Below are 22,067 nucleotides of genomic sequence, written 5' to 3' on the forward strand. Positions count from 1 at the left end.
TCGGCCGGGGCCAGGGCGCCCGGCCCCGGGGGGGGGGGGGGCGGCCCGCCCCCGCCCCGGCGGGGGGGGGGGGGGGGGCCCCCCCCCCCGACGCGCTCAACCGGCTTTCACCATGCCGGTCACGCATGCATCACAGGTTCTGGAACACACCCGCGGCGCGGTTCTTCTGAACGTTATCCCACGGGAACACCTGGCCGTTCATGGCCACATACACCCCCGCCGGCAAGACCTGCGCCACGCCGCAGGCAAATCCCAGGTTGAACAGCGCGTCCGAATTGGCGATCTCGTAGGGGATCATGGCGCCGGTCAGGATGATGGTCTGGCCGAGATTGGCCGCGCCCAGCACCGCCGCGGTCTCGCGCATGGTGTCGGTGCCGTGGATGATGACGATCGCCTTTTCCGGCGCCGCCTGGCAGGCGGCCAGCACGCGCTGGCGGTCGGCGTCCTGCATGTCGAGCGAATCCAGCAGGGGCAGCACGTCGAGGGCGACCGGCACCGTCATGCGGCTGCGCTTGATCACCTCGGGCAAATGGCTGTCGGAGAAGCCGAGCACGCCGTTGAGTTCGTTGTAGTGCTTGTCGAAAGTGCCGCCGGTGGCGATGAGTCGGAGAGTCATGTTTGTTTAATGTACGTTTATCAAGGCGAAGAAAAAAGCCCGCTCATGATAGCCGCAAACGGGCTTGTATCCGTGTGTGACTGCGCTAGAATCGACTGGATCGGATGAGTACACTGATCCCTCTTTTCCTCCTATCTCGTTCCCCAATGAAAGCCGTCGCACCAGGAACCGTTATCTTCCACCGCCATCGAGGCTATGGCGTCATCGTCCACGTCAACCTCCTGACGGGCTGGATTTCGGCGCGTTTCGGGAGCGAGTCGCGCACCCTGGACCTGAACCTGTCGAGCGACGAGGTGCAGCACGCCGATGGCGAGCCCATCATGTTCCGGCGCACGCCCCCGGACCGCATGCCGCATGCGCGCCTGATGGCCGTGGTGCGCGAGCTGCACCAGGCCGGCTACCAGAAGCTGTATCTGTATTCCTGGCCCAAACCGTCGGGCCTGCACTGGCGCTGGCACCTGTTCACCGGGCCGCGCAACTGGATGCAGCGCTCCTGGCGCGAGGGCTGGTATGGATCGGGGGCCGATTACAACGGCAATCCGGTGATGGGCTGGGGCGACCAGCCGGGGGCCAGCACGGAAGAGCTGATCCATGCGCTGGCCAAATTCGACCCGGAAGGGCTGGCGCAGGCGCTGGGACGCGACGAGGACCACACGGCCTGGTTCGCGCAGGCTTGCGACTTGCTGCTGCCGGGCTACATGTACAGCCTGAACATGGAGCGGCCCGCGGGCGGCCTGGTCGAGGCGCCGCCGGTGCCGGTGGTGCCGGTGAAGGCGGGGCTCAAGGCCTATGCGGGGCCGGACATCGGCTGGCCGCCGGGCTGGGCCGGGCTGTGGACGGGGACGCATGTCATGCCGGCGCGCAAAGTCAGTTTGACGGGGGAGCCGAGTTTCGATAGTGACGGTGCGGTTACGCGCTGACACTGCGCGGCGAACTTGGATCCCCGCCTTCGCGGGGACGACGTGCTAAGGCAGCGTCTGCGAAAAATGTTACCAGTGTTCTAAGTGCCAGCTTCAGAACGTCATCCCCGTGCAGGCGGGGACCCAAGTTTGCCCGTAAACCAGTTACGTCACCTTTTGCCCAACGCCTCCGGATTCAAAATATTGTCCGGCTCCCCCTGCGCAAACTTCAGCACATTCTCGAACGCGATCTGGAAATAGATCTCGTAGCTGTCCTTCTCCACATACCCCAGGTGCGGCGTCGCCAGCACCGTCGGGATCCGCAGCAGTTCCGCATCCGCCGCCAGCGGCTCGCTGGTAAACACATCCAGCGCCGCCTGCCCCGGCCGCCCCTTGCGCAGCGCCGCTTCCAGCGCCCCCTCCGCCACCAGTTCGGCCCGGCTCGTATTCACGAACAAGGCGTCCGGCTTCATGCGTGCGAAATCCTCGGCCGTGACGATCCCGCGCGTGCCTTCCGCCAGCCGCAGGTGCAGGCTCAGCACGTCCGCAGCCTCGAACAAGGCTTCGCGCGAGGCCGCCGCCTCGAAGCCGTCGGCCACCGCGGCCTGGCGGCTGTTCTCGCTGCCCCACACCAGCACGCGCATGCCGAAGGCGCGCCCATAGCCTGCCACCAGCTTGCCGATCTTGCCGTAGCCCCACAGCCCCAGCACCCGCCCGCGCAGCGAGCGCCCCAGGCCGTTGAGCTGGGGATTGACCGAGGCCGTCTGCCACAGGCCGTCCTTCAGGTTGTTCGCATACGGCACGATCTTGCGGCTGGCCGCCATCACCAGCGCCCAGGTCAGCTCGGCCGGCGCCACCGGCGAGCCGATGCCCTCGGCGATGGCGACGCCGTACTCGCTGGCCGCGGCCACGTCGATGTGCCCGCTGACCTTGCCGGTCTGCGAAATCAGTTTCAGATTCGGCAGCTTGGCGAGCAGGGCGCGCGGCAGGGCGGTGCGCTCCCGGATCAGCACCAGGGCGTCGAAAGGCGCCAGGCGAATGGCCAGCTGGCCCAGGCCCTTGGCCGAGTTGGTGAAGACCTTGGCCTCGTGCCCGTCGAGCAGGCGGAAGCAGTCGAGGCCGCGTACGGTGTCCTGGTAATCGTCAAGAATCGCAATTTTCATGAGTGTTGTCAGATTGAAATGAGTCGCTCGTAAAGAAATAACACGATATGCCGAGTGCTCAAATAGCCTACTACATTACTGGGGCAATATTCCTACTTTTTTGTAGTGGAAGAGCCCGAATCCGGGGTGGGCGGGTGTACAATCGATCGGAACTTGAGGGTTTGACATGCTGCTCGCATGTCCCCTGCAGCACCGTTCCCAGCCTTGCCAGAGGCTGTCGACACGACCGCCGTACCGCCGCCGTTCGTCATTGCTTTCGCATGGACGCTTCCGCAGCCGGCCAGACGACGATCCTGCCGTGCCGGGACAGAAAGCATTCTTAATTGGCATTGGAGGTACCTATGAACCAGCCCGTGATGGGCGGCGTCGCCGCACTGAACGTTCCAGCTTACATCAAACACCAAAAGCTCATCAATTGGGTCGCGGAAATCGCCGCCCTGACGAAGCCTGACGCCATCTACTGGTGCGACGGCTCGGAAGAAGAGTACGACCGCCTGTGCGCACAGATGGTCGAAGCCGGCACGATGAAGAAGCTCAACCCGGCCAAGCGTCCGAATTCCTACCTGGCCTGGTCCGACCCGTCGGACGTGGCGCGCGTCGAAGACCGTACCTATATCTGCTCGGCTACCAAGGAGCAGGCCGGCCCGACCAACAACTGGACCGACCCGGCCGAGATGCGCCGCACCCTGAATGGCCTGTTCGACGGCTGCATGGCCGGCCGCACGCTGTACGTGGTGCCGTTCTCGATGGGTCCGCTGGGCTCGCCGATCGCCCACATTGGCGTCGAACTGTCCGACTCGCCCTACGTCGCCGTCAACATGCGCATCATGACGCGCATGGGCAAGGCCGTGTACGACGTGCTGGGCCAGGACGGCGAGTTCGTGCCCTGCGTGCACACCGTCGGCATGCCGCTGGCTTCCGGCCAGAAGGACGTGCCATGGCCGTGCAACCCGACCAAGTACATCGTCCACTATCCGGAAACCCGCGAGATCTGGTCCTTCGGTTCGGGCTACGGCGGCAACGCCCTGCTGGGCAAGAAGTGCTTCGCGCTGCGCATCGCCTCGAACATGGGCTACCAGGAAGCGCAGGCCGGCGGCACCGGCTGGCTGGCCGAGCACATGCTGATCCTGGGCGTCGAATCGCCCAAGGGCGAGAAGAAATACGTCGCCGCCGCCTTCCCTTCGGCCTGCGGCAAGACCAACTTCGCGATGCTGATCCCGCCGAAGACCTTCGACGGCTGGAAAGTCACCACCATCGGCGACGACATCGCCTGGATCAAGCCGGGCCAGGACGGCCAGCTGTACGCGATCAACCCGGAAGCCGGCTACTTCGGCGTGGCCCCGGGCACCAACGACAAGACCAACCCGAACTGCATGGCCTCGCTGCGCGAGAACGTCATCTTCACCAACGTGGCGCTGACCGACGACGGCGACGTGTGGTGGGAAGGCATGACCAAGGAAGCCCCGGCACACCTGATCGACTGGCAGGGCAAGGACTGGACCCCGGCGTCCGGCACCAAGGCCGCCCACCCGAACGCGCGCTTCACCGTCGCCGCGACCCAGAACCCGGTGATCGACCCGGCCTGGGACGATCCGGCCGGCGTGCCGATCTCGGCCTTCATCTTCGGCGGCCGCCGCTCGACCACGGTGCCGCTGGTGACCGAGGCCAATAACTGGGTGGAAGGCGTGTACATGGCCGCGACCATGGGCTCGGAAACCACCGCCGCCGCCGCCGGCCAGATGGGCATCGTGCGCCGCGATCCGTTCGCGATGCTGCCCTTCATCGGCTACAACATGAGCGACTACTTCCAGCACTGGCTGGACCTGGGCAAGAAAATCGAAGCCAAGGGCGCCGCACCGAAGATCTACTGCGTCAACTGGTTCCGTACCGACGACGCCGGCAAGTTCGTGTGGCCGGGCTATGGCGACAACATGCGCGTGCTGAAGTGGGTGCTGGACCGCGCCGAAGGCGGCGCCAGCGGCGGCCAGTCGCACCTGTTCGGCACCTCGCCCAACTACGGCGACCTGAACTGGGACGGCCTGGACTTCACCGAGCAGCAGTTCACCCAGATCACCTCGATCGACAAGGACGCGTGGAAGGAAGAGCTCAAGCTGCACAGCGAGCTGTTCGAGAAGCTGGCTTACCACCTGCCGCAGGAGCTGGTGGACACCAAGGCCAAGCTGGAGAAACATCTGGCCGGCTGATACCGGCAACGTGGGGGAGAGACCGCGGGGAAACTATCCCGATAACGCGGCGACAAAGAGAAACCGGGGCAGTGCCGATGGCGCTGCCCCGGTTTTTTTTGTGGCCATGCCCGGCGTGCCGCCCGAGCCGTCCCTGTTCATCTCCTTACTGCCAGTCCATCAGGCAGGGCGGCACCAGCAGCAGCAGCGACAGCACCAGGTAGATCAGCTGCAGCGGGATCATCCACTTTGCCCAGGTCAGCCATGGAATGCGGGCCAGGGCCAGCACGCCGACCGTGATGCCCGAGGTCGGGATCATCGAGGTCGACAGCTCGCCGAGCTGGAAAGCGAGGATCGCGGTCTGGCGCGACACGCCCACCAGGTCGGCGAGCGGCGCCATGATCGGCATGGTCAATGCGGCCTGGCCGCTGCCCGAATGGATGAAGAAGTTGATCACCGACTGGATCAGGTACATCTTCTGAGCCGCGAAAACCGGATGGCTGGACTGCACCAGCGGCATCAGAGCGTGCAGCATGGTGTCGATGATGTGGGCCTCGCGTGCGATCACCATCGTGGCGCGCGCGATCGCGATCACCAGCGCGGTGGGCGCCAGATCCTTGACGCCCTGCAGGAAGGCGGCCACCCAGTCGTCGGCGCCCAGGCGCGCTACCAGCCCGACCACGATCGCCATGGCCAAGAACAGTGCGGCGATCTCGTCGATGAACCACTCGAACTTGACGACCCCGACCACCATCGCGGCCAGGGTGAGGGCAAACAGGACCAGCACGCTCGCATGGCGTCCGCTCATGCGCGCATCGGCGGGCTCGCACTCGCCCTCGTGCGCCGCCGTCATCTCGCGGCGCTTGGCCTGGTCGAGAATATAGGTGGGGCTGAGCGCCGGATTGCGCTTGACGCGGGCCGCATACCACATCAGGAAGGCGACCGTTACGAAGGTCGCCGCAGCCCACACCACCAGCCGGTAGCCGATCCCGGAAAACACCGGCACGCCCGCGATCCCCTGGGCGATGCCGACGTTGAAGGGATTCAGGAAGGCGGCGCCGAAGCCGACCTGGGAGCCGAGGAAGGGGATCGACACGCCGACCACGGTATCGTAGCCCAGCGCCAGCGCCAGCGGCACGAAGATCAGGATGAAGGGTATCACCTCCTCGTTCATGCCGAAGGTGGCCCCGCCCAGCGAGAACAGGACCACGAAGACGGGAATCACCAGCGCCCGCACGAGCGGCGAATGCCGGTGCGCCCTAGCGATCGAGCGGATCAGGGTGTCGATCGCCTCGGTGCGCTGCAGGACCGCGAAGGCGCCGCCGACGAAGAGCACGAAGCCGATGATCTGGGCCGATTCGACGAAGCCCCGGATCGGCGCCTTGAGCAGGGCCACCGCGCCCTGGGGGCTGCTGGCCACGTAATGGAAGGAATCCGGGTCGACCAGCTGGCGACCGTTGACCAGGTGGGTCTCGTATTTGCCGCCGGGGACGAACCAGGTCGCGAGCGCGATCAGCGCCAGGATCGAGAACAGCAGCACGAAGGTGTTGGGCATTCGCAGGCGCATGGTCAGTCGCTCAAAAGGGAACCGGAACGGAAGGGCGTAGCGCCCGCGATTTTGCAGACCTGCATGCCGCGCAGCAGGTGGCGGTGGGCGGTGCTGGCGAACAGCAGCCCGCCCTGGCTGGCGCGCAGGGTGGTGGTGGCGCCGCTCACCGGGTTGACGATGTCGGCCACCGCCTCCCCGGCTTCGACCCGCTCGCCCAGCGCCTTCAGGAACACCAGTACGCCCGAGTGCGGCGCATGCAGGGGCTCGACCGCTTCCAGCGCGGTCGGCGCGCACGGCGCCGCGGGAGGCGGCGTGGGCGGGATGTCAAGCAGGCCTTCACGCGCCAGGAATTGCAGCAGTGCCTGCGCGTCCTGCTCGGCATAGTCGTAACGCACGTCCATCTCGCCGCGCAGTTCGACCGTGATGGCGGCGCAGGCGGGAGGAATCGCGGCCTCGCTGAAATGATCGGCAAGGTCCCACCACAGGCGGCTGCAGGCTTCGTCGAAGGGGGCGCCGCCCGAGGCGCTGGACAGGAGCAGGGCGCGCGCGCCGAGCAGCGCGGCCAGCGGCGCGGCGCGCTCGGCCAGCGCGGTGCCGGTGTACAGGTGCAGCAGGGCTTCGTTATCGCAGTGCAGGTCGAGCACGATGTCGGCGTCGATCGCCATCGACAGCAGGGTCTTCTTCAGCACCCCGGTATGGTCTTCCGGCTCCCAGCGCGCCACGGCGGCGCGCGCCTCGGCACGGATGGCGGCCACGTTGGCCGCGGCGTCAGGACCGAGGCGGCCCGCCAGCCTGTCCTTCAGTTCGCCGGCCACGTGGCGGAAGGCGCGGTTGAAATTGACGCCGGTGCCGAGGTCGAAGCGCCCGAAGGGCGCGCCGTGCACCAGCTGCGACAGCCCGATGGGATTCGCGGCCGGCACCAGCACGATCTCGCCGCGCACGCGCCCTTCGGCGTCGAGCTTTTCCAGCGCGCGCCGCAGGAAGTGCGCCACCAGCATGGCCGGCACTTCGTCGGCATGCAATGCGGCCTGGATATAGGCCTTCCTGCCTCCTCCGGCGCCGTCCGGCGGACCGAAGCGCAAGACATTGAGCTGGTAGGCCGCAAGGCCGGGCTCGGCCGCGATCGGGTGGGTCTCGAGATGCATGGACATGGTCTCCTGGGCCGTTTGCGTGGTCCGGGGAATTATGTAGGTTTTTTTACACAACGTAAATCACTGAAAAAATATTTTCAAAAACCTGTTGAGTTGGTCAATACACATGGATTACATTTGGCAAATGTTTTGTAATTTGCATGATCCACCTGGACCACGGAACCCACGCCACGATGAGCACTCCCGACCTGCGCAACGCCACCCCTGACATCGGCTTCGCCGGGTCTTCGCTGGGCCAGTCGCTGCTGCGCGTGCTGGCTGAAGGCTCGGCCTCGAACCGCGCGCTGGCCGACTACCTGCTGCGCAACCAGATGCGCGTGACCGCACTCGGCATCGAGGAACTGGCCGAGGCCTGCGAGGTATCGACCGCCACCATCAGCCGCTTCGCGCGCGACCTCGGCTTCAAGAACTACGCGGCGATGCGCGGCGCCGTGGCCGAAACCCTGCAGTCGATGCTGCAGCCGGTCGAGAAGCTGCGCAGTTCGATCGCGCGCCGCCCCGCCTCCGCGGCGCTCGAGAGCCTGGGCTATGCCGAGGCGGCGATCACGGCCACCAGCCGCTCGCTCGACGGCGCCCAGCTCGACCGCATCGGCGCCGGCCTGACCAAGGCGCGCACCGTCTACGTGCTGGGCTTCGGGCTGTCGACCTTCCTGGCGGGCACGCTGGCGATGCACCTGCAGCCCTTCTGCCGCCACGTGGTCGAAGTCGCGGCCGCCGGCGGCACCGAGGTCGCGGCCAGCCAGCTGGCCACCATCACCGACAAGGACGTGCTGGTGGTGATATCGCTGCCGCGCTATACGCTGGCGGCCGTGTCGCTCACGCGCTTCGCGCGCGACAGCGGCGCCACCGTCGTCTCGATCACCGATTCCCCCGCCTCGCCGCTGGCCGAACTCGGGCACCACGTGCTGTACGCGCACAGCGCGCACCCGGTCCTGCCCAGCAGTGCGAGCGCCGCGCTGGCCGTCATCGAGGCGCTCGCCGTGTCGCTCATGACCTCCAACAAGGCCAACGTGGCCAAGGCCGCGCGCCACACCGAGGCAATCGCCGCCTACCTCTACGGTGACCATCAGATTCGTACCGGCAGCACGCACAAGAAAGAGGGCGCCGCCCGGCGCCAGACCGCCAAGAAGTCCTGAGACATTACCAAGAGGGAGCAATGCATGAGTAAGCACATTCCGAATACCTTGCGGCCGACCATCCTGGCCTCGAGCATCGTGGCCGCGCTGGGCATGGCGGCGCCGGCGGCGCTGGCGCAGACCGAGCAGCCGAAGGTCCACCGCGTCGAGATCACCGGCTCGTCGATCAAGCGCATCGACAGCGAGGCCGCGCTGCCGGTCGAGATGATCACGCGCGAGGACATCGACAAGATGGGCGCCACTACCGCCGCTGAACTGATGCGCAACATCAGCGCCAACACGGCGCCCCTCACCGACGGTCCCAGCATCTCGGACGGCACCTCGGGCCAGCGCGGCCTGAACGCCGCCAACATGCGCGGCATCGGCGTGTCCTCGACCCTGGTGCTCCTGAACGGCCGCCGCCTGGCCAACTTCGCCGCACCAGGCGACAATGCCGGCGTCGACCTGAACAACATCCCGGCCGCCGCCATCCAGCGCGTCGAGGTGCTCAAGGACGGCGCTTCGGCGATCTACGGCACCGACGCGATCGGCGGCGTGATCAACTTCATCACGCGCAAGGATTACACCGGCCTGGACCTGGCGGCATCGGCCGCCGGCACCGAGCATGGGGGGGCCGGCAAGCGCACCGCCAGCATCAGCGCGGGCGTCGGCGACCTGGCCACCGACCGCTTCAACGTGTTCGGCGTGCTCGACGTGCAGGAGCTCGACCGCCTGCGCTCGCGCCAGCGCGGCTTCATCGCCGAGCGCGCGCTGGCGACCACGCTGCCGGCCCAGATGTCGAGCAATACCTTCCCCGCCAACGTCGACATCTCGGCCGCGCAGAGGAATGCCCTGATCGCCGCCGGCCTGCTGCCGGCCGGCAGCCGGGCCAGCCGCGTCAACCCGAGCGCGCCGGGCTGCAACCCGCCCGCCACCGTCTACGCCGCGCAGGGACCGGGCGGCGTGGCCGGCTGCAGCTACGACTACATGGAAGACACCGAGATCTATCCGGAATCGCGCAAGATCGGCTTCATCGGCCGCGCCACCTTCCAGTTCGACCAGGACAACCAGCTGTTCGCCGAGCTGGTGCAGACCGAAGCCAAGACCAAGTACGTGCTGTCGCCGAACCCGGTCCGCATCCGCAACCTGCCGGTCAGCATCCTGCCCGAGGCCTACCGCCGCGCACTGTCGGGCCCCGGCCTGCCGGACACCTTCAGCGGCATCCGCTATCGCATGCAGGAAGCGGGCAACCGCAGCAACGACGTGACCAGCGAAGGCCAGCGCCTGGTGCTGGGCGCCACCGGCAACCTGAAGGGCTGGGACTACGACCTGGCCGTGTCGCGCGCCGAGAACCGCGCGGTCGACAAGTACTACGACGGCTACGTCCTGTTCGACCGCTTCGACGCCGCCGTGCGCAACGGCACCGTCAATCCCTTCGCTCCCTCGTCCCAGGCGGGACAGGACCTGATCGACAGCATCAAGGTCAACGACGAGGCGCGCAAGGCCAAGGGCATCTCCACCTCGGTCGACGGCAAGATGTCACGCGCCCTGATGGCGCTGGGCGGCGGCGACCTGGCGATCGCGATCGGCGGCGAATACCGGCGCGAGCATCAGCTCTTTACGCCCTCGGAGTTGCTCAAGTCGAACAACATCGCGGGCGACCGCGACAGCACGGTGCCGGCCGGCGAGCAGCTCGAGGTCGAGACGGCGGACAACCGGCGCCGGGTCGGCTCGGTATTCACCGAGGTGAGCGCGCCCTTCACCAAGGAACTCGAGATGCAGTTCGCGCTGCGCTACGACCACTACAGCGAAGTCGGCAGCACCACCAACCCGAAGATCGGCCTGCGCTGGCAGCCCAGCAACGCCTTGCTGCTGCGCGCCTCGGCCGGCACGGGCTTTCGCGCCCCGTCGCTGTCGGACCTGAAGCGCCCGACCATCTTCGGCACATCGGCCGGCATTCTGACCGACCCGCAGTGCGTGCAGCAGGAAGGCAGCATCGACCTGTGCACCGACCAGTGGAATGTGGAGCGCCGCTCGAACCCGGACCTGAAGCCCGAGAAGTCGCGCCAGTTCACCCTGGGCGCCGTGGTGGAGCTGAACAAGCGCACCAACTTCTCGCTCGACTACTGGAACATCGAGAAGCGCGACGTGATCAGCACCCTGGGCGAGCAGGTCATCATCGAGAACCCGGCCGCCTACAACGGCAAGTACATCGAGCGCGACGAAGACGGCTTCATCTCGAATATCCTCCTGATGAAGGAGAACCAGGGCCGCTTGAAGACCCGCGGCATCGACGTGGCGGCCGAGTGGCGCAGCGAACGGGGCGCCTGGGGACGGTTTGGCGTCAACCTGTCCGGCACCCGGATCCTCACCTACGACCGCCAGTTCGGACCGGCGGAGCCCTACCGCAGCAACCTGGGCGTGTTCCTGAACGACCAGGTAATCCAGAAATGGCGCCACCGCGTGAACTTCGAGTGGGATCACGGTCCGGTCGCGCTGACATTGGCGAACCAGTATTCGTCCAGCTACACCGACCAGAACACGACCTACGATCCGTTCACCGACGCGCTGCTGGCGCCGAACCAGGTGAAATCGTATTCGCTGTGGGACCTGACCGGCAGCTGGACGATCAGCAAGCAGCTCAAGCTGCGCGCCGGCGTGCTGAACCTGCTCGACAAGGATCCGCCGTTCTCGAACCAGGCCTATTACTTCCTGGCCGGGTATGATCCGAGCTACACCGATCCGCGCGGCCGCAGCGGCTTCGTGAGCGTGAACTACTCGTTCAAGTGACGGAGTCTCCATGCTGAAAATCCTGTGCTGCGTATTGGCACTCGTGCTGGCGGCGGGCGCCGCGGCGGCGGAGTCACCGAAGGGATCGCTGGTCATCATCGGGGGGGGGCTGCGCCCCGATAATGCCGCGGTATGGGAAAAGATCGTCGAGCTGGCGGGCGGCAAGGGAGCGCGCATCGCGGTGTTTCCCTCGGCCGCCGAAAATCCCGAGCGCGAAGGGCGGATGGCGGCCGACCTCCTGAGCCGCTACGGCGCCCGTCCCTTCGTGGTGCCGATAGCGCCACGCCTGGCCGGCACGGATGCGCGCAAGCTTGCCGACGATCCAGTCCTGGCGCACCAGGTGCGCGAGGCGGGCGGCGCCTTCTTCACCGGCGGCGACCAGGCCCGCATCACGGGGTCGCTGCGGCGCGCCGACGGCGCCAACACGCAAGTACTTGACGCGCTGTGGGCCCTGTACCGGCGCGGCGGCGTAATCGCCGGCACCAGTGCCGGGGCCGCGATCATGAGCAGCACCATGTTCCATGATCCGCCGCTGGAGGTGGCGCCGCTGCTGAAGGACGGCGTGGCGGACGGTAAGGACATCGCTCCCGGCCTGGGCTTCGTTGGCGACGATGTTTTCATCGACCAGCACTTGCTGGCGCGCGGACGCTTCGCGCGCATGCTGCCGGCGATGTTGAGCAAGGGCTACAAGCTGGGCTTGGGCATCGACGAGAACACGGCCGCGGTGGTCGGGCCCACGCGCGAGGTGAATATCATCGGCTATACCGGGGCGATCGTGCTCGAGCTGCACGAGGCCAGCACGGACAAGACAAGGCCGGCCTTCAACCTGTCCAATGGCCGCATCAGTTATCTCGACAGCGGGGACAGCTTCAACCTGGCCAGCCGGACCTATGTGCCGGGGCCGGGCAAGGAGCCGGTCGACGCCACGCGGCCCGAGCATCGCGACCACCTGTTCTATACCGACATCCTGGGTAACAATGCCGTCGTCAGCATCCTGGCGAAGCTGGTCGATAGCGACCTGCGGCGCGCCACCGGGCTGGCCTTCGAAGGGCCGCAAAGCCGCACGCCGGAACGCGGCTTTGAATTCAGCTTCAGCCGCGCGCCCGACAGCAGGCAGTACGTGACCAACCGCGAGGACGGCTGGTCGATCTACCGCATCCGGATGGACGTGCGGCCGGTGCGGCTGCACCAGCCGCTCTATACGGCAGAGTAGGGAGGGTCAAGCCTTCAGCAGCGGCTTGAGGTACTTGCCGGTCACGCTGGCCTTGTTCGCCGCTACATCCTCCGGCGTACCGGCCGCCACGATCTGCCCGCCCCCTGCACCGCCTTCCGGTCCCAGGTCGACGATCCAGTCCGCGGTCTTGACCACGTCCAGATTGTGCTCGATGATCGCCAGGGTATTGCCCTGGTCGCGCAGGCGGTGGATCACCTTCAGCAGCAGGTCGATGTCGGCGAAGTGCAGGCCGGTGGTCGGTTCATCGAGGATGTACAGGGTGCGTCCCGTATCGCGCTTGGACAACTCGAGCGACAGCTTGACGCGCTGCGCCTCGCCGCCCGACAGGGTGGTCGCGCTCTGGCCCAGCTTGATGTAGCCCAGGCCCACGTCCAGCAGGGTCTGGAGTTTACGCGCGATGACCGGCACCGGCTTGAAGAAGGCGTGCGCATCTTCGACCGTCATGTCCAGCACCTCGGTGATGTTCTTGCCCTTGTACTGCACCTCCAGCGTCTCGCGGTTGTAGCGCTTGCCGTGGCAGACGTCGCAAGGCACGTACACGTCCGGCAGGAAGTGCATCTCGACCTTGATCACGCCGTCGCCCTGGCAAGCCTCGCAGCGGCCGCCCTTCACGTTGAACGAGAAGCGGCCCGCCGAATAGCCGCGCTCCTTCGCGGTCGGCACGGTCGCGAACAGGTCGCGGATCGGGGTGAACAAGCCGGTATAGGTCGCCGGGTTCGAACGCGGGGTACGGCCGATCGGCGCCTGGTCGACCGAGATCACCTTGTCGAAGTGCTCCAGGCCGTGGATCGACGCATGGTCCGCCGGCTCGGTCTGCGAACCGTAGAGGTGGCGCGACAGGGCCGGGAACAGGGTGTCGTTGATCAGGGTAGACTTGCCCGATCCGGACACGCCGGTCACGCAGGTCATCAGGCCCACCGGCAGGGTCAGGTTCACGTTTTTCAGGTTGTTGCCGGTTGCGCCAGTGATCACCAGCTGACGGTTCGGGTCGGCCTGGGTGCGCTTTTTCGGCACCTCGATCTTGCGCCGGCCGTCCAGGTACTGGGCGGTCAGCGAGTGCTTGCTCTTCATGATTTCCTTGAGCGAGCCGGCAGCGATCACCGCGCCGCCGTGCACGCCCGCGCCCGGACCCATGTCGACGATGTAGTCCGCGGTGCGGATCGCGTCCTCGTCGTGCTCGACCACCAGCACGCTGTTGCCGATGTCGCGCAGGTGCTTCAGGGTCGCAATCAGGCGGTCGTTGTCGCGCTGGTGCAAGCCGATAGAAGGTTCGTCCAGCACGTACATCACGCCGGTCAGGCCCGAGCCGATCTGCGAAGCCAGGCGGATACGCTGCGCCTCGCCGCCCGAGAGCGTGTCGGCGCTGCGGTCGAGCGACAGGTAATCCAGGCCGACGTTGTTCAGGAACTTCAGGCGCGCCGTGATTTCCTTGATGACGCGCTCGGCGATGTCGCGCTTGGCGCCGGTCAGTTCGAGCGACTCGAAGTAGGCCAGCGTCTCGCGCAGCGGGCGGTCCGATACCTCATAGATGGCGCGCTGCTGGGCGCCCTGGCCGATCTTCACGAAGCGCGCTTCAGTGCGCAGGCGCGCGCCTTCGCAGGCCGGGCATTTCTTCTCGTTGATGAACTTGGCCAGCTCTTCCTTGACCGCCATCGAATCGGTCTCGCGGTAGCGGCGCTGCAGGTTGTTGACCACGCCTTCGAAGCTGTGCTCGCGGATCACGGTGCGGCCGCGCTCGTTGATGTAGGAGAACGGAATCGTGGTCTTGCCCGAGCCGTGCAGCACGGCGTCCTTGGCCTTGGCCGGCAAGTCCTCGAAGGGGGTGTCCAGGTCGAAGTCGTAGTAGGCCGCGATGTTCTGCAGCATCTGGAAATAGAACTGGTTGCGGCGGTCCCAGCCCTTCACGGCGCCGGAGGCCAGCGACAGGTGCGGGAAGGCGACGATACGCTTGGGATCGAAGAACTCGATATGGCCGAGGCCATCGCATTCCGAGCAGGCGCCCATCGGGTTGTTGAACGAGAACAGGCGCGGCTCGAGTTCCTGCAGCGAATAGCCGCAGACATTACAGGCGAACTTGTTTGAGAACACCGTTTCCTTCTCGGTGTCCATCTCGTAGGCCACGGCGCGGCCGTCGGCCAGGCGCAGGGCGGTCTCGAAGCTCTCGGCCAGGCGCTGCTTGATCTCCGGGTTCACCTTGACGCGGTCGATCACGACGTCGATGCTGTGCTTCTCGGTCTTCTTGAGCTTGGGCAGCTCATCGACCTCGTAGATCTTGCCCGCATTCACGCCGCTCTGGACGCGGAAGCGCACGAAGCCCTGGGCCTGCATGGCCTGGAACAAATCGCCGTGCTCGCCCTTGCGGTTGGCCACGACGGGGGCCAGGATCATCAGCTTGGTGCCTTCCGGCATGGCGAGGACGGCGTCGACCATCTGCGACACGGTCTGGGCCGCCAGCGGCTCCTGCGGGTGGTCCGGGCAATACGGCGTGCCGACGCGCGCGTACAGCAGGCGCAGGTAGTCGTGGATCTCGGTCACCGTGCCCACGGTCGAACGCGGGTTGTGCGAGGTGGCCTTCTGTTCGATCGAGATCGCGGGCGACAGGCCTTCGATCAGGTCGACGTCCGGCTTTTCCATCAGCTGCAGGAACTGGCGCGCATAGGCCGACAGCGACTCGACGTAGCGGCGCTGGCCCTCGGCGTAGAGGGTGTCGAAGGCGAGGGAGGATTTACCGGACCCCGACAGGCCGGTGATGACGATCAGCTTGTTGCGCGGCAGGTCCAGGTTGATGTTCTTCAGATTGTGCGTGCGCGCGCCGCGGATACGAATTTCTTCCATTAAGTTTGCAGGCTTTCAATAAGTTTTTGCGGGCCGGCGCACGAGGAAAAACGCAGTGAGCGGGCCAATCGGAGAGAACCCATAAGTGTAGCTTGTTTTTCGAAATGCTGTACATCCATCCAGCAATTTCTTATGATGGAGGTGGAGGCTTGCGCTGCTTTCCGTGCAAGTAAAACGTGCAGGCGATCAGCCCGGTTTGCCTTCAGTGTGCTGTATGTGGGCCGTAAGCGGCGCCCTTCAATGACAAAGGGTTCAGGAATCGCAGAAAAATCTGCTGAACCGCGGATGAACCGCTGGCGTCGTGGCGGCGCCTTGAGCGTGGCGCTGGGGCGACGATGCTTGTCGAAAGCGCACGTGTGGAAGAGCAGGAAAATCGTTGAGCGAGCTCAAAAATTGTTCTTTTGAAGCAGCCCGACAGGCCCCATAATATTGAGTTGATTCACCCCGTTCCCTGACGTTTGGTCAAGTGCAGAGTCAGGGCTCACAACACCCAGAAGGAGTAACAACATGGCATCAGTTAACAAGGTCATCATCGTCGGCAACCTCGGCCGCGATCCGGAAATCCGCTACATGCCGAGCGGCGACGCCATCGCCAACATCGCGGTGGCCACCTCGTACAAGTCGAAGGACCGCAATACCGGCGAGCAGAAAGAGCTGACCGAATGGCACCGCATCTCCTTCTTCGGCCGCCTGGCTGAAATCGTCGGCCAGTACCTGAAAAAAGGTTCGTCGGTCTACGTCGAAGGCCGCCTGCAGACCCGCAAGTACACCGACAAGGACGGCATCGAACGCTACGCCACCGACATCATCGCCGAGAACATGCAGATGCTGGGCGGCCGCCAGGGCATGGGCGGCGACAGCATGGGTGGCGGCATGGGCGGCGGCATGGACGACGACTACTCGTCGGCCCCGCAGCGTCCGGCCCCGCGCCAGGCGCCGCCGGCCCCGGCAGCCCGTCCGCAGCCGAAACCGGCGCCGAACTTCTCGGACATGGACGACGACATTCCGTTCTAAAGCCAGCTTTACCGGCATCCGGACAACCCATTTCCTGCGCGGGAAATGGGTTTTTTATTTTTACGAACGAGGCAAGCACGATGCAGGAATTGCTCCGCAACCTGGCGCACCTGATGAACTACCGGAAGCAAGTCCCGGCGGAAGGTTTTACCGACTTGATGGGCAAGATACTCGCCGGCTTGCCTGGACTAGGCTGGGAGCTCGGCCCGGCTCTTTCCGATGCGGACATCGATCTGCTCAGCCTGTCGGTGATGCATGCGCCGGCGCTGCTCGACGACGAGGACTTCACTGCCGGATTTCCGCTGCGCGGCGAAGGCTGGATCGTCGATCTCGGCGTCCCGCCACGCGACTGGGACATCTATTTCAAGGCCAGCTTCGGTGGAAAGGCGCTGGAGATCGAGGGGCGCGAATGGGCCTGGACGATGTCCGGGCAGGAAGGACCGGTTCGCCTGAGCCTGGCGGTTCCGCCGGCGCAAGGGGACGGCCTGGACGCGGCGGCATTGCAGGAACTGGCGGAGATCATCGTCGTCGGCGAATTGGGGGAGCGCAACGTGCTGCGCCATGTCGCGGCCATCGAGGTGCTCGGCGCCACGCCGGCCGGCGGCGTCCTGGAGCCGATGGCGCACCTGCGGGCACGTTTCGCCGAGCGTTTTCCGGATTGCGCATATGCCGCCTGGCTGTCGGCATCGCGCCGCTGAGAGCGTCCCCCGGTTCTGCGCGGCCTTGCCCGGCCATGTTGTGCCTGGCCTGGCGGTAGACATCGGCCGAACCTGCCCGTCACAAGGTGGTGCGCACCCAGCTGCCCTTGTAGAGCACAGGGCCAGCCGCGCGCTGCGGTTATCCGGCAAGATGCCCAGCGATCGCGGCGTCCCCTGCCTGGAAATCGCCCATAGCTGCAGCGTTCTATCGCTTGGGACTGCCAGCGTGTCGACCACGCGCACGTCGATACGTCGCTGGCGCGATGACGGATTCAGGGAAACTGACTTTTTTTGGGCGCCTGCCAGGCTGGGCTGGCTTGTGCCGGAAGCCGGGGCAGGAGGCCGGGGCCGCCTCTTTCCTGGGCTACTTGCCGATGATGCTCAGGATATTCCCGTCCGGATCCTTCAGCCACGCCACCTTCATCTGTTCGCCGACATGGATGTCGTCCTCCAGGCGCATGCCTTCCATCTGGTAGCGTTCGAAGACGGCGCCCTTGGCTTTCAGCGTGTCCACCACCGTCTTGATTTCGACGCCGACGTCCCAGTTGATGGCCGTGGCCTGATTGGTGCCGGCATAGTCGGACCTGTACACGAAGATGCGCGACTTGCCGCTCCGGTAGCTGAGCACGTCGGGGCAATCGTCCCCGCCGTCTTCTTCCTCCAGTCCCAATATGTTGCTGTAGAACTCTTTTGCCTTGGCGATATCGCGCGTGGCGACGGTCGCGATCGCATCCACATGTGACAGCATGATGGCCTCCTCGGTTGGCCGGTCAGGGAAGCGGATAGCCTACCGCGATCGAATTTTGCGCAGCGCACCATTGCGGATGCGCTGCGCAGCTGCTTACTCGTAGCGCAGGGCGTCGATCGGATGCAGGTTGGCCGCCTTGGCGGCCGGCATGATGCCGAACAGGATGCCCACCAGGCTGGAGAAGCCGAAGGCCATCGCGATCGCCCACCAGGGCACGAAGGCGTCGGGGAAGTTCGGGATCAGCTTGGCCGCCCCGAAGCCGAGCAGGTAGCCCAGCACCAGGCCCACCAGGCCGCCCAGCAGCGACAGGGTGGTGGCCTCGATCAGGAACTGCATCAGGATATGGTGGCGCTGCGCCCCCAGCGCCTTGCAGATGCCGATCTCGCGGGTGCGCTCGGTCACCGACACCAGCATGATGTTCATGATGCCGATGCCGCCCACCAGCAGCGAAATGCTGACGACGCCGCCCAGCACCAGGGTCAGGGTCGAGATGATGCTCTCGAAGGATTCCGACAGCTGCTGGGCGGTCTGCACCTTGAAGTCGTTGCGCTGGCCCGGCTTGAGATGGTGGGCCTGGCGCAGCAGCGAGGTCACCCGACCCTGCACCGCGTCGATCTGCTCGATGTCGTCGACGGTGAAGCTGATCGAGATGTTCAGCTTGGTGGTGGTGCCCGCGATCACCTGGCCCACCGAGAACGGAATCAGGATGTAGTTGTCCTTGCTGAAGCCCAGCGACTCACCCTTTTCCTCGGTGATGCCGATGATCTTGAACCATTCGCCGCCGATGTCGATGAACTGGCCCAGCGGGTCGCCCGTCAGGCGCAGGTTCTCCAGGGTCTTGCTGCCGACCACGGCCACCCGGCGGCGCGACTTGTCGTCGCTGGTGCGCAGGAAGCGTCCCTGGGCGGGGAAGACCTGGGCCGATTCCATGTAGGCCTCGGTCACGGCCATCACCTGGGTGAAGGTAGAGGTCGCGCCGGCGCGCACCGTGGTGCCGAAGTTGCCGAAGGGGGCGAACATGGGCGAGACGTTGCTGATGTCGTCGATGTGGGTGACGATGCGCTCGTAGTCGTTCAGACCGAGCACGTTCTCCTTGCCCTGCAGGGCTTCCTCGAAGGTCGTGTAGGCCTCGACCGTCAGGCTGTTCGAGCCCAGGCCCTTGAACTCGTTGCTGATCGAGGCCGACAGGCCCTGCACGATCGACACCACCGCGATCACCGAGGCGACGCCGATGATGATGCCGAGCGAGGTCAGGAAGCTGCGGAAGCGGTGCGCGAAGATGCTCTGCAGTGCGGAGCGGACGCTTTCGACGAAACTAAGCATGGGCTGCTCCCCGTGGGCGGAAGCTGGTGCGCTCCGCGTTCACGACGTCGCTCTGCACGCGGCCGTCGGCCAGCCGCACCGTGCGCTTGCAGTGGGCGGCGATGTCCGGCTCGTGGGTCACGATGATCACGGTCTGGCCTTCGGTATGCAGGGTGTCGAACAGGGACATGATGTCGGCCGCGGTGGTCGAATCGAGGTTGCCGGTCGGCTCGTCGGCCAGCAGGATCGACGGTTCGCTGCACAGGGCGCGGGCGATCGCCACGCGCTGGCGCTGGCCGCCCGAGAGCTGGTTGGGCAGGTGGTCGAGCCGGTGTTCCAGGCCGACCCTGGCCATCGCCTCGGTCGCGCGGCGCAGCCGCTCGGCGGGGCGCACGCCGCGGTAGATCAGGGGCTGCATCACGTTCTGGACCGCGGTGGCGCGGGTCAGCAGGTTGAAGCTCTGGAAGATGAAGCCGATCTCCTCGTTGCGGGCGCGCGCCAGCTCGGCGTCGCTCATGCCGGCGACGTCGCGTCCGTTGAGGAAGTAGCGGCCGGTCGTCGGGGTATCGAGACAGCCGAGGATGTTCATCATCGTCGACTTGCCCGAACCGGAGGAGCCGATGAAGGCGACATAATCGTTGCGCGCGACCTGCAGGTCGATACCGGCCAGCGCGGCGATCGTTTCACCGCCCATCTTGTAATGCTTGGTGATGCCTTCGAGCCGGATGAGTGGAGCTGCCGGCGTCATGTCGCAGCCGGCTTGGCCGCGGGCTTGGCCGCGACGTCGGATTGCGCGGCTTGCGCCGGCTTGGCGACCGGCGCCACGATGTCGCCCTGCTTCAGCTGGCGCAGGATCTTGTACGGTCCGGTGATGACGGTCTCGCCGTTGGCCAGGCCGCTGCGGATCTCCTGCATGCTGTCGTCCGAGGCGCCGGTGGTGACGATGCGCTTTTCCGCCTTGCCGTCCTTGGCGACGTAGACCCAGCTTTCGGTCTTGATGTCGGTCTTCTTCTTGCCGTTCTTCTTGGGGCCTTCGGTCGTTTCCTCGTTGTTGGTCAGGACCGCCTGCAGCGGCAGCGCGAGCGACTTGCCGTTGCTGGAGATGAACACTTCCGCGCGCACGCTCATGCCGGGACGCAGGGCCAGCTTCTTGGTGTCCAGGAGCTCGACCTTGACGTCGTAGTTGCGCGACTTCGAGCCTCCCTGGGCGGCCGCGGCCGGGTTCTGCTTGGGCGAGAGCGGAATCGACAGCACCTTGCCGGTGAGGGCGGTATCGGGATAGGCGGCGGTGGTGATCGCCACTTCCTGGCCGACCGCCACCTTGGCGATGTCGGCTTCGTCGACGTTGACCTCGGTGAGCATGGTCGCGGTATTCGCGATGGTCATCAGGGTCGAGCCGGCGATGCTGACCTGGCTGGCCACCGCGGTTTCGCCGACCTTGATGTCGAGCGCGGTGATGGTGCCCGAGATCGGCGCGCGCACGGTGGTCTTCGACAGGCGCTCGTTGGCCAGCTTGAGGGTCGCCTCCACCTGCTCCAGGCGCGAGCGGCTGTTGCGCAGGTCGATCTTCGCCGCGTCGAGCGCGAAGCGGGCGTCGTCGATCGCCGAGTCGGCCAGCATCTTCATCTTGTGCAGCTCGACCTTGCGCCGGTACTGGCTTTCCTGGTTCTGCACGCTCAGCTGCTGCTGTTCGATCGCGATGCGCTGCTGGCGCACCACGGCTTCCTGCTGCGCGACTTCGGCGCGGTAGGTCTGGTCGTCCAGGTGCAGCAGCAGATCGCCTTTGGTGACCTGCTGGCCTTCCTTGACGTAGATGCTGCTGACCTTGCCGATGACTTCCGGCGACAGCATCACCTGCTCGTCGTACAGCAGGTGGCCCGACGCCAGGATCGAGGACTTGATCTCGCGGTAGCCGATCTTGTCGGTTTCGACGTCTTTTGCCGGCCCGCTGCCGCGGGTCAGCTTGGCGGCCACGGGGATGCAGAGCATCGCGGCGATCGCCACTCCTGCCACTAGTTTTTTGTGTTTCATGCTGTCTTGCTCAGTGCGTACGCCAGCCAGGCGCCATAAAGGAGGACGGTCGGTACCAGGACCACGCGCAGCGCGCTGGCGCGCGAGGCGCCGGTCCATGCCTGGTAGCCGATCACCGACAGGACCGTCGACCAGACGATCGGAATCGAGAGCGATTCCAGCACGCCGGCCATCGGGTGGCTTGCCTCGTAGTGGAAGATCATCTGGTTGAGCGTGGTCGGATTCAGCGCTTCATAGGGCATTTGGCCGTTGGAAGCGAGCAGCATCTGCATGGCGCCCAGCGGCAGCAGCAGGATCATCGGCACCGAGGCCCAGGCGGACAGCGCGAAGCCTTTGCCGAAGCTCATCTCGCGGCCCGTGAACTTGCCCACGATGAGGTAGTACAGGCCGCCGATGAGGAAGGTCATCAAGGTGCCGAAGACGGCGCCGACGAGACTCATCATCCCCATGGCCTGCTGGCCGATCGCCATGGATTGTCCCTGCGCGCGCGCCTCGGGATCGGCGATGGCTTCCAGCATGCGCTCCTGCAGCCAGGGGTAGTCGACGAAGCCGAGGAAATACCACAGCATGACCGTGGAACTGGTGAGGCACAGCGTGATGGCCGGGAGCCAGGCCATGGGGCGGGACGCCAGCCGGGAAAACGTGGCGCTCGGTTCGTACAGCACGCTGAACAGGGCGCCAAGGGGGGAGGTCGTGGCAGGTGCCGATTTGTCAATCAATTCCATCGCGTTCTATTCAA

At 65.7% G+C, this 22,067-nt stretch carries 17 protein-coding genes and 1 pseudogene; 7 read left to right on the forward strand and 11 right to left on the reverse strand.

The features are described from left to right. Positions 1 to 130: 130 nt before the first annotated feature. A complete protein-coding gene (locus tag KBW98_RS14195; RefSeq protein ID WP_211520801.1) occupies positions 131 to 616 on the reverse strand; it encodes an asparaginase domain-containing protein in 486 nt (161 codons plus the stop codon). 146 nt (positions 617 to 762) lie between these two features. On the opposite strand from KBW98_RS14195, the gene KBW98_RS14200 reads away from it, so the two are divergent. Further along, positions 763 to 1,536 carry an L-asparaginase gene (locus tag KBW98_RS14200; protein WP_211520802.1) on the forward strand — a complete coding sequence of 258 codons (774 nt, stop codon included), beginning with the start codon at positions 763 to 765 and terminating at the stop codon, positions 1,534 to 1,536. Positions 1,537 to 1,685: 149 nt separating this feature from the next. On the opposite strand, the gene KBW98_RS14205 is transcribed toward KBW98_RS14200, so the two are convergent. Next, positions 1,686 to 2,678: a D-2-hydroxyacid dehydrogenase family protein gene (locus KBW98_RS14205; protein WP_211520803.1), complete on the reverse strand. Its 993-nt coding sequence runs from the start codon at positions 2,676 to 2,678 to the stop codon at positions 1,686 to 1,688. Between the two features lie 341 nt (positions 2,679 to 3,019). Here KBW98_RS14205 and KBW98_RS14210 point away from each other — a divergent pair, with 341 nt between their 5' ends. Beyond that, the gene (locus KBW98_RS14210) at positions 3,020 to 4,882 is read left to right on the forward strand and encodes a phosphoenolpyruvate carboxykinase (GTP) (protein WP_211520804.1); all 1,863 of its coding nucleotides are present in this window, start codon (positions 3,020 to 3,022) and stop codon (positions 4,880 to 4,882) included. A 145-nt stretch (positions 4,883 to 5,027) separates the two neighbouring features. Here the strand turns inward: KBW98_RS14210 and KBW98_RS14215 are convergent, their stop codons facing one another. Both KBW98_RS14215 and KBW98_RS14220 read right to left on the reverse strand, forming a co-directional pair. Continuing rightward, complete coding sequence (locus KBW98_RS14215) at positions 5,028 to 6,428, reverse strand: YfcC family protein (protein WP_211520805.1); 1,401 nt, start codon at positions 6,426 to 6,428, stop codon at positions 5,028 to 5,030. Between the two features lie 2 nt (positions 6,429 to 6,430). Further along, positions 6,431 to 7,561, reverse strand: a complete 1,131-nt coding sequence (locus KBW98_RS14220) for a succinylglutamate desuccinylase/aspartoacylase family protein (RefSeq protein ID WP_307727600.1) — start codon at positions 7,559 to 7,561, stop codon at positions 6,431 to 6,433. A gap of 140 nt (positions 7,562 to 7,701) precedes the next feature. On the opposite strand from KBW98_RS14220, the gene KBW98_RS14225 reads away from it, so the two are divergent. The 3 genes from KBW98_RS14225 to KBW98_RS14235 are packed head-to-tail and all read left to right on the forward strand — an operon-like array spanning position 7,702 to position 12,679. Beyond that, entirely contained in the window at positions 7,702 to 8,697 is a 996-nt protein-coding gene (locus KBW98_RS14225; protein WP_229429194.1) for a MurR/RpiR family transcriptional regulator, read from the forward strand. A gap of 24 nt (positions 8,698 to 8,721) precedes the next feature. Next, entirely contained in the window at positions 8,722 to 11,466 is a 2,745-nt protein-coding gene (locus KBW98_RS14230) for a TonB-dependent receptor (protein ID WP_211520806.1), read from the forward strand. A gap of 10 nt (positions 11,467 to 11,476) precedes the next feature. Next, positions 11,477 to 12,679, forward strand: a complete 1,203-nt coding sequence (locus tag KBW98_RS14235; protein ID WP_211520807.1) for a cyanophycinase — start codon at positions 11,477 to 11,479, stop codon at positions 12,677 to 12,679. A 6-nt stretch (positions 12,680 to 12,685) separates the two neighbouring features. On the opposite strand, the gene uvrA is transcribed toward KBW98_RS14235, so the two are convergent. Further along, complete coding sequence (uvrA, locus tag KBW98_RS14240) at positions 12,686 to 15,535, reverse strand: excinuclease ABC subunit UvrA (RefSeq protein ID WP_211520808.1); 2,850 nt, start codon at positions 15,533 to 15,535, stop codon at positions 12,686 to 12,688. 507 nt (positions 15,536 to 16,042) lie between these two features. On the opposite strand from uvrA, the gene ssb reads away from it, so the two are divergent. Then, positions 16,043 to 16,549 carry a single-stranded DNA-binding protein gene (gene ssb / locus KBW98_RS14245; protein ID WP_211520809.1) on the forward strand — a complete coding sequence of 169 codons (507 nt, stop codon included), beginning with the start codon at positions 16,043 to 16,045 and terminating at the stop codon, positions 16,547 to 16,549. An 80-nt stretch (positions 16,550 to 16,629) separates the two neighbouring features. Continuing rightward, positions 16,630 to 17,247: a hypothetical protein gene (locus KBW98_RS14250; protein WP_211520810.1), complete on the forward strand. Its 618-nt coding sequence runs from the start codon at positions 16,630 to 16,632 to the stop codon at positions 17,245 to 17,247. 129 nt (positions 17,248 to 17,376) lie between these two features. On the opposite strand, the pseudogene KBW98_RS24205 reads toward KBW98_RS14250, so the two are convergent. The 6 genes and pseudogenes from KBW98_RS24205 to KBW98_RS14275 form a co-directional block, all read right to left on the reverse strand. Next, a pseudogene (locus tag KBW98_RS24205) lies at positions 17,377 to 17,553 on the reverse strand (anti-sigma factor domain-containing protein); the annotation flags it as partial. Between the two features lie 58 nt (positions 17,554 to 17,611). Further along, the gene (locus KBW98_RS14255) at positions 17,612 to 17,995 is read right to left on the reverse strand and encodes a VOC family protein (RefSeq protein WP_211520811.1); all 384 of its coding nucleotides are present in this window, start codon (positions 17,993 to 17,995) and stop codon (positions 17,612 to 17,614) included. A 93-nt stretch (positions 17,996 to 18,088) separates the two neighbouring features. Beyond that, positions 18,089 to 19,318, reverse strand: a complete 1,230-nt coding sequence (locus tag KBW98_RS14260; RefSeq protein WP_211520812.1) for an ABC transporter permease — start codon at positions 19,316 to 19,318, stop codon at positions 18,089 to 18,091. After that, the gene (locus KBW98_RS14265; protein ID WP_211520813.1) at positions 19,311 to 20,045 is read right to left on the reverse strand and encodes an ABC transporter ATP-binding protein; all 735 of its coding nucleotides are present in this window, start codon (positions 20,043 to 20,045) and stop codon (positions 19,311 to 19,313) included. The genes KBW98_RS14260 and KBW98_RS14265 overlap by 8 nt, the downstream gene beginning before the upstream one ends. Next, positions 20,042 to 21,328: an efflux RND transporter periplasmic adaptor subunit gene (locus tag KBW98_RS14270; RefSeq protein WP_211520814.1), complete on the reverse strand. Its 1,287-nt coding sequence runs from the start codon at positions 21,326 to 21,328 to the stop codon at positions 20,042 to 20,044. Before KBW98_RS14270 ends, KBW98_RS14265 begins: the two co-directional genes overlap by 4 nt. Next, on the reverse strand, positions 21,325 to 22,053 hold the full coding sequence (locus KBW98_RS14275; RefSeq protein ID WP_211520815.1) for a YIP1 family protein: 729 nt from the start codon (positions 22,051 to 22,053) through the stop codon (positions 21,325 to 21,327). Before KBW98_RS14275 ends, KBW98_RS14270 begins: the two co-directional genes overlap by 4 nt. Positions 22,054 to 22,067 lie beyond the last annotated feature (14 nt).

The sequence above is a fragment of the Massilia sp. ST3 genome, from assembly GCF_018119405.1.
Lineage (GTDB): Bacteria > Pseudomonadota > Gammaproteobacteria > Burkholderiales > Burkholderiaceae_D > Telluria.

What these genes read in the sequence shown, in the direction of transcription:
- KBW98_RS14215 (WP_211520805.1), bottom strand. Translation starts at nt 6,428, where the DNA reads ATGCGCCTGCGAATGCCCAACACCTTCGTGCTGCTGTTCTCGATCCTG.
- KBW98_RS14225 (WP_229429194.1), top strand. Translation starts at nt 7,702, where the DNA reads ATGATCCACCTGGACCACGGAACCCACGCCACGATGAGCACTCCCGAC.
- KBW98_RS14210 (WP_211520804.1), top strand. Translation starts at nt 3,020, where the DNA reads ATGAACCAGCCCGTGATGGGCGGCGTCGCCGCACTGAACGTTCCAGCT.
- uvrA (WP_211520808.1), bottom strand. Translation starts at nt 15,535, where the DNA reads ATGGAAGAAATTCGTATCCGCGGCGCGCGCACGCACAATCTGAAGAAC.
- KBW98_RS14205 (WP_211520803.1), bottom strand. Translation starts at nt 2,678, where the DNA reads ATGAAAATTGCGATTCTTGACGATTACCAGGACACCGTACGCGGCCTC.
- KBW98_RS14265 (WP_211520813.1), bottom strand. Translation starts at nt 20,045, where the DNA reads ATGACGCCGGCAGCTCCACTCATCCGGCTCGAAGGCATCACCAAGCAT.
- KBW98_RS14250 (WP_211520810.1), top strand. Translation starts at nt 16,630, where the DNA reads ATGCAGGAATTGCTCCGCAACCTGGCGCACCTGATGAACTACCGGAAG.
- KBW98_RS14260 (WP_211520812.1), bottom strand. Translation starts at nt 19,318, where the DNA reads ATGCTTAGTTTCGTCGAAAGCGTCCGCTCCGCACTGCAGAGCATCTTC.
- KBW98_RS14200 (WP_211520802.1), top strand. Translation starts at nt 763, where the DNA reads ATGAAAGCCGTCGCACCAGGAACCGTTATCTTCCACCGCCATCGAGGC.
- KBW98_RS14235 (WP_211520807.1), top strand. Translation starts at nt 11,477, where the DNA reads ATGCTGAAAATCCTGTGCTGCGTATTGGCACTCGTGCTGGCGGCGGGC.
- KBW98_RS14270 (WP_211520814.1), bottom strand. Translation starts at nt 21,328, where the DNA reads ATGAAACACAAAAAACTAGTGGCAGGAGTGGCGATCGCCGCGATGCTC.
- KBW98_RS14255 (WP_211520811.1), bottom strand. Translation starts at nt 17,995, where the DNA reads ATGCTGTCACATGTGGATGCGATCGCGACCGTCGCCACGCGCGATATC.
- KBW98_RS14275 (WP_211520815.1), bottom strand. Translation starts at nt 22,053, where the DNA reads ATGGAATTGATTGACAAATCGGCACCTGCCACGACCTCCCCCCTTGGC.
- ssb (WP_211520809.1), top strand. Translation starts at nt 16,043, where the DNA reads ATGGCATCAGTTAACAAGGTCATCATCGTCGGCAACCTCGGCCGCGAT.
- KBW98_RS14220 (WP_307727600.1), bottom strand. Translation starts at nt 7,561, where the DNA reads ATGTCCATGCATCTCGAGACCCACCCGATCGCGGCCGAGCCCGGCCTT.
- KBW98_RS14195 (WP_211520801.1), bottom strand. Translation starts at nt 616, where the DNA reads ATGACTCTCCGACTCATCGCCACCGGCGGCACTTTCGACAAGCACTAC.
- KBW98_RS14230 (WP_211520806.1), top strand. Translation starts at nt 8,722, where the DNA reads ATGAGTAAGCACATTCCGAATACCTTGCGGCCGACCATCCTGGCCTCG.